Source organism: Kitasatospora sp. NPDC022785 (assembly GCF_055561295.1).
Map to the genome: position 1 here is coordinate 1 of NZ_JBVHHB010000001.1, position 12,862 is coordinate 12,862.

At 72.5% G+C, this 12,862-nt stretch carries 12 protein-coding genes; 6 read left to right on the top strand and 6 right to left on the bottom strand.

Features of this window, described 5'->3' with window-relative positions:
• The first annotated feature begins 197 nt into the window (after positions 1 to 197).
• The 4 genes from ACZ3YO_RS00005 to ACZ3YO_RS00020 all read left to right on the top strand — a co-directional run bounded on the left by ACZ3YO_RS00005 (position 198) and on the right by ACZ3YO_RS00020 (position 4,783).
• Complete coding sequence (locus tag ACZ3YO_RS00005; protein ID WP_465562764.1) at positions 198 to 1,655, top strand: MFS transporter; 1,458 nt, start codon at positions 198 to 200, stop codon at positions 1,653 to 1,655.
• Complete coding sequence (locus ACZ3YO_RS00010) at positions 1,652 to 2,569, top strand: oxygenase MpaB family protein (RefSeq protein ID WP_465545264.1); 918 nt, start codon at positions 1,652 to 1,654, stop codon at positions 2,567 to 2,569. The genes ACZ3YO_RS00005 and ACZ3YO_RS00010 overlap by 4 nt, the downstream gene beginning before the upstream one ends.
• A gap of 152 nt (positions 2,570 to 2,721) precedes the next feature.
• Entirely contained in the window at positions 2,722 to 3,762 is a 1,041-nt protein-coding gene (locus ACZ3YO_RS00015) for a methyltransferase (RefSeq protein WP_465562767.1), read from the top strand.
• Between the two features lie 97 nt (positions 3,763 to 3,859).
• Positions 3,860 to 4,783 (top strand): 1-aminocyclopropane-1-carboxylate deaminase/D-cysteine desulfhydrase, encoded by a 924-nt coding sequence (locus ACZ3YO_RS00020; RefSeq protein ID WP_465562770.1) that lies wholly within the window; start codon positions 3,860 to 3,862, stop codon positions 4,781 to 4,783.
• Between the two features lie 94 nt (positions 4,784 to 4,877).
• Here the strand turns inward: ACZ3YO_RS00020 and ACZ3YO_RS00025 are convergent, their stop codons facing one another.
• Both ACZ3YO_RS00025 and ACZ3YO_RS00030 read right to left on the bottom strand, forming a co-directional pair.
• Positions 4,878 to 6,407: an LCP family protein gene (locus ACZ3YO_RS00025; RefSeq protein ID WP_465562773.1), complete on the bottom strand. Its 1,530-nt coding sequence runs from the start codon at positions 6,405 to 6,407 to the stop codon at positions 4,878 to 4,880.
• A 158-nt stretch (positions 6,408 to 6,565) separates the two neighbouring features.
• On the bottom strand, positions 6,566 to 7,030 hold the full coding sequence (locus ACZ3YO_RS00030) for a MarR family winged helix-turn-helix transcriptional regulator (protein ID WP_396319624.1): 465 nt from the start codon (positions 7,028 to 7,030) through the stop codon (positions 6,566 to 6,568).
• A gap of 96 nt (positions 7,031 to 7,126) precedes the next feature.
• On the opposite strand from ACZ3YO_RS00030, the gene ACZ3YO_RS00035 reads away from it, so the two are divergent.
• Both ACZ3YO_RS00035 and ACZ3YO_RS00040 read left to right on the top strand, forming a co-directional pair.
• Positions 7,127 to 8,149 carry an NADP-dependent oxidoreductase gene (locus ACZ3YO_RS00035; RefSeq protein WP_465562776.1) on the top strand — a complete coding sequence of 341 codons (1,023 nt, stop codon included), beginning with the start codon at positions 7,127 to 7,129 and terminating at the stop codon, positions 8,147 to 8,149.
• Positions 8,150 to 8,512: 363 nt separating this feature from the next.
• Entirely contained in the window at positions 8,513 to 9,007 is a 495-nt protein-coding gene (locus tag ACZ3YO_RS00040; RefSeq protein ID WP_238740953.1) for a DUF3145 domain-containing protein, read from the top strand.
• A gap of 63 nt (positions 9,008 to 9,070) precedes the next feature.
• Here ACZ3YO_RS00040 and fabF read toward each other — a convergent pair whose 3' ends face one another.
• From fabF to ACZ3YO_RS00060, 4 genes are all read right to left on the bottom strand, one after another.
• On the bottom strand, positions 9,071 to 10,336 hold the full coding sequence (gene fabF / locus ACZ3YO_RS00045; RefSeq protein ID WP_396319621.1) for a beta-ketoacyl-ACP synthase II: 1,266 nt from the start codon (positions 10,334 to 10,336) through the stop codon (positions 9,071 to 9,073).
• 141 nt (positions 10,337 to 10,477) lie between these two features.
• The gene (locus ACZ3YO_RS00050) at positions 10,478 to 10,720 is read right to left on the bottom strand and encodes an acyl carrier protein (protein ID WP_360183576.1); all 243 of its coding nucleotides are present in this window, start codon (positions 10,718 to 10,720) and stop codon (positions 10,478 to 10,480) included.
• 82 nt (positions 10,721 to 10,802) lie between these two features.
• Entirely contained in the window at positions 10,803 to 11,849 is a 1,047-nt protein-coding gene (locus ACZ3YO_RS00055; RefSeq protein WP_465562779.1) for a beta-ketoacyl-ACP synthase III, read from the bottom strand.
• A complete protein-coding gene (locus ACZ3YO_RS00060) occupies positions 11,846 to 12,790 on the bottom strand; it encodes an ACP S-malonyltransferase (RefSeq protein ID WP_465562782.1) in 945 nt (314 codons plus the stop codon). Before ACZ3YO_RS00060 ends, ACZ3YO_RS00055 begins: the two co-directional genes overlap by 4 nt.
• Between the last annotated feature and the right edge of the window lie 72 nt (positions 12,791 to 12,862).

A 12,862-nucleotide genomic window follows, 5' to 3' on the forward strand; every position in this document is an offset into this window, starting at 1 on the left:
TGGACGACCCGGCCGACGACCCGGTCGACCCGCGGGTCGCCTCGCACATCGCCTCCACCGCGATCGAGGGCGGCACCGCCCACCCCGAGCTGAAGCTGCTCGGGACGCGCTGAGCGGTGGGCCACGGGAGGGAGGGGTTGGTAAAGTGACGATGCGTCAATCGGCCGCCCTACCATGTCATATGCATGGAGGGCATAATGACGGATGTGCCTTCAGTGCCGCAGAACCGACTCAAGTGGCTGACCCTCGCGGTGTGTTGTCTGAGTCTGTTCATGGTGGGCCTGGACACGACGGTCGTGAATCTGGCCCTTCCCGCCATCCAGCACGATCTGGACGCCACGGCCACGGGACTGCAGTGGACGGTGGACGCCTACACGGTGGTGCTCGCGAGTCTGCTGATGCTCTCCGGCTCGATGGCCGACCGGTTCGGCAGGCGGCGCACCTTCCAGACCGGCCTGCTGCTGTTCAGCCTCGCTTCGTTGCTCTGCGGCCTGGCGCCGGACACCGGGACGCTGGTCGGGTTCCGGATGCTGCAGGCGGTCGGCGGGGCGATGCTCAACCCGGTCGCCATGTCGATCATCACCAACACCTTCACGGACCTGAGGGAACGGGCCAGGGCGATCGGGATCTGGGGCGGCGTGGCCGGAATGAGCCTGGCCTTCGGCCCGGTGGTCGGCGGCGCGCTGGTCGATCTGGCGGGCTGGCGGTCGATCTTCTGGATCAACATCCCGTTCGGCGTCCTCGCCCTGGTCCTGACCGCGCTGTTCGTCCCCGAGTCCAAGGCGCCGCACCCGCGCCGGCTCGACCCCGGCGGGCAGCTGCTGGTGATCACCCTGCTGGCGGCGCTGATCTTCGGGATCATCGAGGGGGCACGCCAGGGCTGGGGTTCGTGGCCGATCGTCGGCTGCTTCGCCACCACCGTCCTGGCCGCGGCGGCCCTGGTGCGGCACGAGCGGCGGCGCCCGGAACCGTTGCTGGACCTGCGGTTCTTCCGCAGCGTGTCGTTCAGCGGGGCCATCGCCTCGGCGGTCTGCGGCTTCGCCGCACTGGCCGGCTTCCTCTTCCTCAACTCCCTTTATCTGCAGAACGTGCGGGGGTACTCCCCGTTGCACGCCGGGCTCCTGACACTGCCGATGGCGGCGATGACACTGGTCTTCGGCCCGCTGGCGGGCCGGGTGATCGGTGCCCGCGGGCCTCGGCTGCCGCTGGTGGTGGCGGGGAGCGGGATCGCGCTCTGCGGTCTGCTGCTGACCGGGCTCACGGCGGACACCCCGATCTGGTTCCTGGCCCTCGCCTACGTGGCGTTCGGCATCGGCTTCGGCATGCTCGACGCCCCGATCACCTACGCGGCGGTCTCCGGGATGCCGCCGTCCCGGGCCGGGGTGGCCGCAGCGGTCACCTCCACCGGTCGCCAGGTGGGGGCCTCGCTGGGGGTCGCCGTGCTGGGTTCGGTCACGACCGCCCGGATCGCCGGTCCGTTCGCCACCGGGTTCCCGGCCGCCAGCCACCTCGGTTGGGCGATCATGGCCGGCTGCGGGCTCGCGGTGCTGGCGCTGGCCGTCCTCACCATGGGCCGGGCGGCCCAGCGGCCCACCGAGGACCCGCCGGGCCCCCTCGACCGGGTCACGCCGCCGAGCGGCGCACGGACGCCATGACCGGACGGACGCCGCAGGCCCGCCGGGTGACTCCGCTCGCCGCGTTCCGCGCCCGTCTGCTGGCCGAGGTCAACGCCTCGGTGCACGGGCCGAACCTGCACCTGGAGCGGTACGACCGGCCGGCCGGGGATCCCGGGCTGTTCGGTCCGCAGAGCGTCGTGTGGCGCGTCAACGGTCACCCGGCCGGGATGCTCACCGGCGGCTTCGCGGCCCTGTTGCTCCAGTCGCTGCACCCGCTGGCCATGGCGGCGGTGGACGGGCACTCCGACTTCCGGTCCGACCCGACCGGCCGGCTCAACCGGACGGCGCGCTTCGTCACCACCACCACCTTCGGCTCGACGGCGGCGGCCGGGGAGGCGATCGAGGCCGTCCGGCGGCTCCACCCGAGGATCCACGGCAGGGCACCGGACGGACGGCCGTACCGCGCGGACGATCCGGACCTGCTCACCTGGGTGCACACCGCGGAGGTCAGCTGCTTCCTGGCGGGCCATCAGGTCTTCTCGGCGACGCCGCTCTCGGCCGCGGAGTGCGACCGCTACTACGCGGAGGCCGCCCTCGTCGGCGAGCGGCTGGGGGCGGCGGGGGTGCCGCGCTCGGCCGCCGAGGTGGACCGGTACCTCGCGCGGATCCGCCCGGAGCTGCTGGCCACCCCCGCCGCGCTCGACTGCGTCCGGTTCCTGCGCGGCTTCGGCCGCAGCCCGCGAGAGCGGGTGGCCACCGGGCTGCTGATGAACGGGTCGATCGGCCTGCTGCCGAGGTGGGCCAGGGCCGAACTCGGGATCCGCCGGCCCGGCCTGGTACGAGCGGGCTGGGACCGCCCGGCCGCCCGCGCGATCGGACGGGTGCTGGTGTGGGCCTGCGGGCCCTCCGAGATCCAGCGGGCCGTCCGGCAACGGATGGCGGCCGGCGGATAGCACCCGGGGGCGGCCGGACCCTCCGCCCCGGGGCGATCCCCGCAGACCCTTCCCGGGCCCGACGCCCGGGCTACGACGACATACCGGCGCCGGCCCTCCGCGCGCCGCACCGTGAACGCGACCATCGCACCGATTGCCCAGGAGGCTTGGACATGGCACCAACCGCGAAGCCCATCGAGGTCGAGCTCCGACCGCTGTACAAGGCCCACTACCGATTCCAGTTCCTCAGCGCGGCCTTCCAGTTCGGCCTCTTCACCATCCTCGAGCAGGAGCCGGGCATCGCGATGCCGGACATCGCGGCCCGCGTCGGCCTGAAGGAGCAGCCGACCCGAATACTGCTGCTCGGCTGCACCACCATGGGCCTGCTGCGCAGGGAGAACGGCGGCTACTACAACACCCCGCTCACCCAGCCGCTCGCCGACAACCTCGACGAGTCGCCCGCCGCCTTCATCCCGTGGGAGCAGCAGGGCATCTACCGGGCGATGTCCTGGTTCCCCGAGGCGCTGAAGGCCGACACCAACATCGGACTGCAGCGGGAGATCCCGGGCACGGCGCCGACCATGTACGAGCGGCTGGCCGACCATCCGGAGCTGGAGTCGACCTTCCACACCATGATGGCCTCGGTGAGCCGGCTGGTCGGCGAGGAGCTCAAGGAGAAGCTCGACCTCTCCGGGTACAACCACCTGCTCGACATCGGCGGCGGCACCGCCATCAACGCCTCGAACCTGGTGGAGCGCTGGCCCGGGCTGCGGGTCACCATCGCCGACCTGCCCTCGGTCGCGGCCAGTGCCAACGCCACGATCCAGAAGCTCGGGCTGGCCGACCGGGTGAACGCGGTGAGCCTCGACGTGTTCAAGGACGAGTTCCCGGCCGGGTGCGACTCGCTGCTCTTCGCGCACTTCCTCGAAATCTGGTCCGCCGACCGGATCCGGGCCCTGCTGGCGAAGGCCTCCCGCGCCCTCGCCCCCGGCGGGGGGATCTTCGTGGTGACGCCCTACCAGAACGACGAGGAGACCGGGCCCGACCGGGCGGCCTACCTCTCGGCGTACTTCCACACCATCGCCTCCGGCGAGGGAATGGTCTACACCGGCCGGGAGTACGAGCAGTGGTTCGCCGAGGCCGGCATCGAGCCCACCGGGCGGGTGGCGCTCGGCGCGGACACCGTGGTGATCTGCGGCCGCAAGCGGGCCTAGGCCTGTCCGGCGCTCAGGCGGCACGCCACGGCTCGGGCGGCTCCGCCCGCCGCACCCGGCGCCCCGGCGCGGCGCCCCGCCTCCGTATCCTGGCCCGATGCTCGAACCCGCACTGCTGCCGACTCCGCTGGTGGACTGCACCGACGAGGTGCTGGCCCGGGCCGGGGTGGAGCTGCGCCTCAAGCGGGACGACCTGCTGCACCCGGCGGTGCCGGGCAACAAGTGGCGCAAGCTAGGGCCCAACCTGGCGGCGGCGGTCGAGCAGGGGCAGACCAGGCTGCTGACCTTCGGCGGTGCCTACTCAACCCATCTGCGCGCGGTCGCGGTGGCGGCCGGCGTGCTCGGGCTGGAAAGCGTCGGGCTGGTCCGCGGCGAGGAGCTGGCCGATGCCCCGCGCAACTGGTCGCTGCGGGCGGCCGAGGCGGCCGGCATGCGGCTGGAGTTCCTCTCCCGGACGGCGTACCGGGAGACGGCCGGCCGGTGCGGGGCGGAGGACGCCGTCGCGGCCGAGCTGCAGCGGCGCTGGGGGCCCTGCCTGGTGCTGCCGGAGGGCGGCTCCAACGCCCTGGCGGCGACCGGGGCGGCGGCCGTCCCGGCGGAGCTGCCCGACCTCGGCGGGCGGGACGTGGTCTGCTGCCCGGTCGGCACGGGCGGCACCCTGGCCGGGATCGCGGCTGGCCTGCCGCCGGGCGCGCGGGCGCTCGGGGTGGCGGTGCTGCGCGGAGGCGCCGGCTACCTGGAGGGCGAGGTCGCCCGGCTGCACCGGGACGCCTTCGGGCGGGAGTTCGGCAACTGGCGGATCGACCACGACCACCACGGCGGCGGTTACGGCCGGGTGCCGCCCGGGCTGGCCGCCTTCGCCGAGGGGTTCGAGCAGCGCCACGGCATCGCCCTGGAGCGCCGCTACGTCGCCAAGCTGCTGGCCGCCCTGTACGAGCTGGCCGGGGCCGGGGCGTTTCCGGCGGGCACCCGGCTGACCGCGGTCGTCACCGGTCTGCCGGACCCGCCGGAAGCGGCCTGAGAGCGCGTCTGCCGGCCACGCCCGGTGTCTTGTCCGGTCGGTCTCGGCCGGTCGGTCGGGGCCGGTCGCCGCGCGGCGACCGGCCGCCCGGGGCCTAGCCGAAGGTCAGGTCGGCGCAGGGGTCGGTGTCGGCCCCGCGGCTGTTCTCGGCGATACCGGTGGGCACGCCGCTCGGCGTGGGGGTGGCGCCGGGTGTGGGGCGGGTCGTGGCGGCGGCCGTCGGGCCGGCCGGGGCGTCGGCGGCGTCGAGCCCGGTGGCCGGCGTCGGGTGGTAGTCGCGGCCCAGCGTGACGGTGATCCCCTCGGAGCCCGCCTCCTCGACCAGCCGGGCCCCGGGGAAGAGCGGTGCCAGCTGGTCGGCGACGGCCTTCAGCGCCGGGTCGTACGCGATCTCGGTCTGCAGCCGGCCGCCGTTGGTGGGGCCCAGGGCGACGTTCTGGAAGCCCTTGGCACGGACCGCCTCCGCGCCCTTGCCGGCCAGCCCCGGGGCGCCGACACCGTTGACCACGGTGATCGGCGCGGCCGTCTGCTCGGGCGAGAGCGGGGTGGGCGAGACGGCGGAGGTGGGCGTGGCCGGGGCGGGGGCGGACGAGGCGTCGCCGACCCGGCCGGTGCTCTGCCCGTCCAGCGTGCGGTCCTCGCGCAGCAGCTTCCAGAGGGTGTCGACGTCCGGGTGGACCAGGGCGACCCGTTCGCCGGAGTAGCGCCAGGGGGTGGTGACGAAGGTGATGTCGGAGAGCTTGATGCTCTGCAGCGACTGGGCGAAGTCCACCAGCTTCATCGCGGTGCCCAGGCCCTCGTCCACGGTCAGCGAGCGGGTGGCCGCGTCGGCCAGCGGGAGCAGGGTCGGCAGTGAGAAGCCGAGGCCCTGGACCTTCCTGATCATCGAGGAGAGGAACGCCTGCTGGCGCTTCATCCGGCCGATGTCGGAGTTGTCGCCGATCCCGTACCGGGCCCGCAGGTAGTCCACCGCGGGCTGTCCGGAGAGCTTCTGCATGCCCTTCTTGAGGTGGATGTTGTGCGAGTTCACGTCGTTGGGGACGCAGGCGTCCACGCCGTTGACGGCCTCGGTCATCGCGGCGACGCCCTTGAAGTCGACCACGATGGTGTGGTCGATCCGCAGGCCGGTCAGCGTCTCGACGGTGTTCTGCGTGCAGGCCGGGTTCCCCTTGGGGAACTCGCCTATGGTGAACGCCGAGTTGAACATCTGGTTCGTCCTGGGCGATGTCCAGCCGCCGTTCGGCAGCCGGCACGACGGGACGGTCACCAGCGCGTCGCGGGGTATGGAGACGCCGACGGCGTGCTTGTGGTCGGCGTAGATGTGCAGCAGCACCGCGGTGTCCGAGTGGCCGACACCCTCCTCGCCGCCGCCGAGGTCGGCGTTGCCGTCGTTGCGGGTGTCCGAGCCGAGGACCAGGACGTTGACCGGCACCGAGGCGCCGGGCGTGACCGGGACGGGGGCCGGCGGCCGTTCGGTGGCGACGCCGCCCGCGTCGAAGGTGGTGATGTTGCTGTCCAGCCGGTGGTAGAACCAGGCGCCGGCCCCCGCCACCGACAGCACGAGAACGGCGGCGAGGCCCACGGCGGTCCGTACGATGCGCCGCCGGCGCGAGCTGCTGCTCATCCCCCCGGGCCCCCCGTCTTCTGGTGTCGTTCCCTGCACGCACCGGCTCATGGGCAGGCCGGTGCGAATCTCGAACGTTAGACGCTTCGGGGGAGTGTTCGGTTACATCCGATGGCCGGCCAATTGCTCCGGAACGGCCGCCGCGGCCGTGATGCTGCTCACGCCCCCGGGCCGGAGGCGCCCGAGAGCATCCGGCGGAGCAGGTCGCGCAGCGCCGTCCGCTCGTCCGGGCCGAGGGCGGCCAGCGGCTCGCGGGCGAAGTTCAGCGACTCCCGAAGCTCCTCGGAGGCGGCCGAGCCGCTCTCGGTGGCGGCGACCAGCTTGACCCGGCGGTCCTGCCGGTCGGCCTCCCGGGTGACGAAGCCGCGCGACTCAAGCCGGTCGACGATGCCGGTGATGTTGGACGGCTCGCAGCTGAGGGTCTGGGCGATGTGGCGCATCGGCATCGGGCCGCGCCGCAGCAGGGCGAGGACCTTGGCCTGGGCGCCGGTGAGCGAGCGGGCGGCGGCGGCCTCCTCGTACTCGCGATGGAAGAGCGCGACCAGGTTGGCCATCAGGTCGACGACCTCACGGGTGATCTCGTCGGGCTCCGGCGCGCCGGACGGGGTCGGCTGGGTGTCCATGCCTCACAGTCTACCTGAACAGTTGACAACATGAACCTTTCATGTCCATCGTTACTTCAGTAAGTCAACCTTTTAGGCGACAAGGAGTACCCCCAGATGGCCGAGCAGGAAGCGCCCGCCACCGCCCGCGAATGGCACCTCGCCGCCCGCCCCCAGGGCTGGCCCGTTCCGACCGACTTCGCCCTGGTCGAGGCGCCGGTCCGGACCCCGGGACCGGGCGAGATCCTGGTCCGCAACGCCTATCTCTCGGTCGACCCGTACATGCGCGGCCGGATGAACGACGCGAAGTCCTACGTCCCGCCGTTCGAGCTCGGCCGGCCGATGGACGGCGGCGCGGTCGGCTACGTCGTCGCCTCGGAGGCCGAGGGCTTCGCCCCGGGCGACGCCGTGCTGCACGGGCTCGGCTGGCGCGAGTACGCCACCGTCGACGCGACGCAGGCGGTGAAGGTCGACCGGTCCGTGCCGCTCTCCGCCTACCTCGGCGTGCTCGGCATGACCGGCCTCACCGCCTACGCCGGCCTGCTGGCGGTCGGCGACTTCAAGGAGGGCGACCGGGTCTTCGTCTCCGGCGCGGCCGGCGCCGTCGGCTCGATGGTCGGCCAGATCGCCCGGCTCAAGGGCGCCTCGCTGGTGGTCGGCTCGGCCGGCTCGGCGGAGAAGGTCGCCAAGCTGACCGACGAGTACGGCTTCGACGCCGCGTTCAACTACAAGGACGCGCCGGTCGCCGAGCAGCTCGCCAAGGCCGCCCCGGAGGGCATCGACCTCTACTTCGACAACGTCGGCGGCAGCCACCTGGAGGCCGCGATCGGCGCGCTCGGCGTGCACGGCCGCGCGGTGCTCTGCGGCGCGATCGCGCAGTACAACGAGACCTCCGCGCCGGCCGCCCCGCGCAACCTGGCGCTGGCGATCGGCAAGCGGCTGCGCCTGGAGGGCATGCTGGTGCGCGACCACGCCGCCCTGCAGCCGCAGTTCGTCGCCGAGGTCGGCGGCTGGCTGAAGGAGGGCAGGCTGCGCAACGAGGAGACCGTGGTGGACGGCTTCGAGAACACCGCGGAGGCCTTCCTGGACCTCCTGCGCGGCGTCAACACCGGCAAGATGGTGGTCCGCCTCGACGGCTGACGTCACGTCAACACAGCTGCCGCCAGGCCGCCCCGCCGCCCCTCGGGCGTGCGGGGCGGTTTGCGTACCGGGCGCAGGAGATCCGGCCGCACTACCGCATTCCGGCCGGATCCGAAAGCGCGTCATCCATCGTGCGGGGCGGCGCGGTACGGTGGTCCCGCCTGGCGATGGGGCCGTTCGGGGGAGAGATCCGACCGAGGGGTGGACCTCGTTGAGGATTCGACTAGCATTGAGCGAAAGCCTGTCCGTTTTGCTCAATTTAGTGGCTTAATGTCGGCTAACGTGGGTAACTGTGGATCAACTACAGGCGCGAACGCGAGGCAGCTGGGGAAGGCGACCCTCGTCCACAGCCTGGAGGTCCCGGTGACGACACGTGGAGTCCTGTACGTCCACTCCGCGCCCCGCGCGTTGTGCCCGCACGTCGAATGGGCCGTCGCGGGGGTGCTGGGTGTGCGGGTGAGTCTGGACTGGATCCGCCAGCCGGCCGCGCCCGGACACTGGCGCGCCGAGCTCTCCTGGCAGGGCGAGCCCGGTACGGCCTCGAAGCTCGCCTCCGCACTGCGCGGCTGGCAGCTGATGCGGTACGAGGTCACCAGCGAGCCCTGCGCCACGGCGGAGGGCGAGCGCTACAGCAGCACGCCTACGCTCGGCATCTTCCACGCCGTCACCGGCATCCACGGCGACATCCTGATCCCCGAGGACCGGCTGCGCGCCGTCCTGCTGCGTGCCCGCAGCGAGGGGGCCGACCTGGAGGCCGAGATCTCCCGGCTGCTCGGCAAGCCCTGGGACGACGAGCTGGAGCCGTTCCGCTACGCGGGCGAGGGCGCCCCGGTGCGCTGGCTGCACCAGGTGGTCTGACCGCGAACGGCGAAGGGGTCCGGCGCTCGTGGCGAGTGCCGGACCCCTCTGCTGTCAGCGGTCTCAGACGGTGCGGAAGGCCAGCACCACGTTGTGGCCGCCGAAGCCGAACGAGTTGTTCAGCGCCGCGATCCGGCCCTCGGGCAGCGGGCGGGGCTCGTCCCGGACGATGTCCGCGTCCACGTCGTCGTCCAGGTCCTCGACGTTGATGGTCGGCGGGGCCAGCCGCTTGTACAGGGCCAGCACGGTGGCGACGGTCTCGATGCCGCCGGCGCCGCCCAGCAGGTGGCCGGTCATCGACTTGGTGGCCGAGACGGCGATGTGGTCCAGGTGCTCGCCGAGCTCCTTGCGCAGCGCCTTCAGCTCGGCCGTGTCGCCCTGCGGGGTCGAGGTGGCGTGCGCGTTGACGTGCACGATCTCGGCCTTGTCCAGGTCGTTGCGCTCGAACAGGTCGGCCAGCGCGCGGGCCACGCCGGCGCCGGTCGGCTCGGGCTGGGCGATGTGGTGGGCGTCCGAGGACAGGCCCTGGCCGATCGCCTCGCAGTAGATCCGGGCACCGCGTGCCTCGGCGTGCTCGACCGACTCCAGCACGACCACGCCCGCGCCCTCGCCGAGCACGAAGCCGTCGCGGCCCTTGTCGTACGGGCGGGAGGCGCGCTGCGGCTCGTCGTTGTTCTTGGACATCGCCATCATGTTGGCGAACGCCACGATCGGCAGCGGGTGGATCGCGGCCTCGGTGCCGCCGGCCACCACGACGTCGGCGCGGCCGGTACGGATCATCTCGATCGCGTAGCCGATCGCCTCGGCGCCGGAGGCACAGGCGGAGACGGGGGTGTGCACACCGGCACGGGCGCCGACCTCCAGACCGACGTTGGCCGCCGGGGAGTTGGGCATCAGCATCGGGACGGTGTGCGGGGAGACCTTGCGGACGCCCTTCTCCTTCAGCACGTCGTACTGGTCGAGCAGGGTGGTGACACCGCCGATGCCGGAGGCGATCACGGCGCCCAGGCGCTCGGGGGCCAGCTTCGACGACTCGTCGGTGGCGGGGGTCTCGTAGCCGGCGTCGGCCCAGGCCTCGCGGGCCGCGATCAGCGCGAACTGCGCCGAGCGGTCCAGCCGGCGGGCGAGCGGGCGGGGGAGGATCTCGCCCGGGTCGACCGCGGTGCGCGCGGCGATCCGGACGGGCAGCTCGGCGGCCCACTCCTCGGTGAGGGCGGCCACACCGGAGCGGCCCGCGACCAGGTTCTCCCAGGTCGTGGCGGCGTCGCCGCCCAGCGGCGTGAAGGCGCCGATACCCGTGACTACCACGGTACGGTTTTCAGCGGTCACTGGTTCTTCTTCTCTCACGTTGCGGGGTTTCGGCGGCGGGCCGGGGGGTGGGGCCCGGCCGGGCGCCCGCAGGGGCGTCCGGCCGGAGGGTCGGCCGGCTCGGGGAGCCGGCCGACATCAGGCGTCGAACGAGTCGAACGCTCAGGCGTTGGCGAGGATGTAGTCCACCGCGTCGCCGACGGTCTTCAGGTTCTTGACCTCGTCGTCCGGGATCTTCACGTCGAAGCGCTCCTCGGCGGCCACGACGACCTCGACCATGGAGAGCGAGTCGACGTCCAGGTCGTCGGTGAAGGACTTGTCGAGCTCGACGTCCTCGGTCGGGATGCCGGCGATCTCGTTGACGATCTCAGCGAGACCTTCCAGGACCTCGTCCTTGGTAGCCATACTGGCTGCTCCTCTTCGGTGTTGAATGCGGCCGCCCGGCGGACGGACGCAGGCTTTTGATGGGGGTTGGGGCGAAACGCGCCTAGGGGAGCGTAACGACTGCCGCGGCGTAGACCAGACCCGCCCCGAACCCGATGATCAGCGCGAGGTCGCCGCTGCGTGCCTCGCCGCTCTCCAGCATGCGCTCCATCGCCAGCGGGATGGACGCCGCGGAGGTGTTGCCGGTCTCGGTGATGTCGCGGGCGACCGGCACCGACTCGGGCAGTTTGAGGGCCTTGATCATGGCATCGGTGATGCGCATGTTGGCCTGGTGCGGGATGAACGCACCCAGCTGGTCGGCGGTCACCCCGGCGGCGTCCAGCGCCTGCTGGGCCACCTTGGCCATCTCCCAGACCGCCCAGCGGAAGACCGTCTGGCCCTCCATCCGCAGGGCCGGCCACTTGCTGCGACCGTCGTCATGGGCCTCGCCGACGCCGTTGACGGCGTCCTCCTTGCCGAAGGCGGTGTCCCAGGCCTGGGTCTGCGAGATGACGTCCTTGTGGGAACCGTCCGAGCCCCAGATGACCTTGCCGATGCCGGGCGTGTCGGACGGGCCGACGATCGCGGCGCCGGCGCCGTCACCGAAGATGAACGCGGTCGAGCGGTCCGACTGGTCGGTCAGGTCGCTGAGCCGCTCCACGCCGATCACCAGCACGTACTCGGCACTGCCGCCGCGGACCATGCCGTCGGCCAGGCCCAGGCCGTAGCCGAAGCCCGCGCAGGCGGCCGAGATGTCGAAGGCCGGGGCGGTGCCGCAGCCCAGCCGCTCGGCGATCTCGGTGGCGATCGCGGGGGTCTGCTTGAGGTGCGAGACGGTCGCGACGATGACGCCGCCGATCCGGTCGGGGTCGATCCCGGCCTGGGCGATGGCCTTTCCGGCGGCCTGCACCGACATCTCGGCGACGGTCTCCTCGGGGCCGGCCCAGCGGCGCTCGGCGATCCCGCTGCGGGTGCGGATCCACTCGTCCGAGGAGTCGATCCAGTTCAGGACCTCGGAGTTCGGGATCACCCGCACCGGACGGTAGCCCCCGACACCGTGGATGCGCGAGTACTGCGCACCGGTGACGGGGTTGATCTGGGCCTTGGTCATGCCTGCTGCTCCTGACCGCCGTGCTCCGCGACGAGCTCGCGGGCCTTGTCCAGGTCGGCGGGGGTCTTGAGGGCAAGCGTGGCCACACCCTTGAGGTTGCGCTTGACCAGTCCGGTGAGGGTGCCCGCGGGGGCGAGCTCGACGACGGCGGTCGCGCCCAGCTCCCGCAGGGTCTCCATGCAGAGGTCCCAGCGGACCGGGTTGGAGACCTGCGACACCAGACGGTCCAGCACCTCGGCGCCGGATGCCACGACCTGGCCGTCCTGGTTCGAGACGTAGGCGACCTTCGGGTCCGCGACCGGCAGGGTCGGGGCCAGCTTGGCCAGCCGCTCGACACCGGGCGCCATGTGCGCGGTGTGGAACGCGCCGGCGACCTTGAGCGCGATCAGCCGGGATCCGGCCGGCGGGTCGGCCTGCAGGGCCTCCAGCTGGGCCACCGTGCCGGCCGCGACGATCTGGCCGCCGCCGTTGTTGTTGGCCGCGGTCAGGCCGTGCTCGGCGAGCTTGGCCGAGACGGCCTCCGGCTCGCCGCCGAGGACGGCGATCATGCCGGTCTCGGTGGCCGCGGCGGCCTCGGCCATCGCGAGGCTGCGCTCACGGACAAAGGTGAGTGCGTCATGGGCGGAGAGCACGCCGGCACCGGCGGCGGCGGTGATCTCGCCGACGCTGTGGCCGGCCACGGCGCCGACCAGCGCACGGGCGCGGTCCTCGTCGGGGAACAGCTCTCGGGCGGTCACCAGGCCGGCCGCGACCAGTAGCGGCTGGGCGACGGCGGTGTCCTTGATGTCCTCGGCGGACGCCTGGGTACCGGCGTGCACCAAGTCGAGCCCGGCGACCTCCGACCAGCCGTGGAGGCGGTCGGCGACACCGTCCAGCTCCAGCCAGGGGCTGAGGAAACCGGGGGTCTGGGCACCCTGTCCAGGGGCGACGATTACGAGCACGGTTCAACCCTCTCTCGCCGGACGCCCGGGGGCGGGTAGGCGACGGTAACGAAGAAAAGCATCCGGGATTGT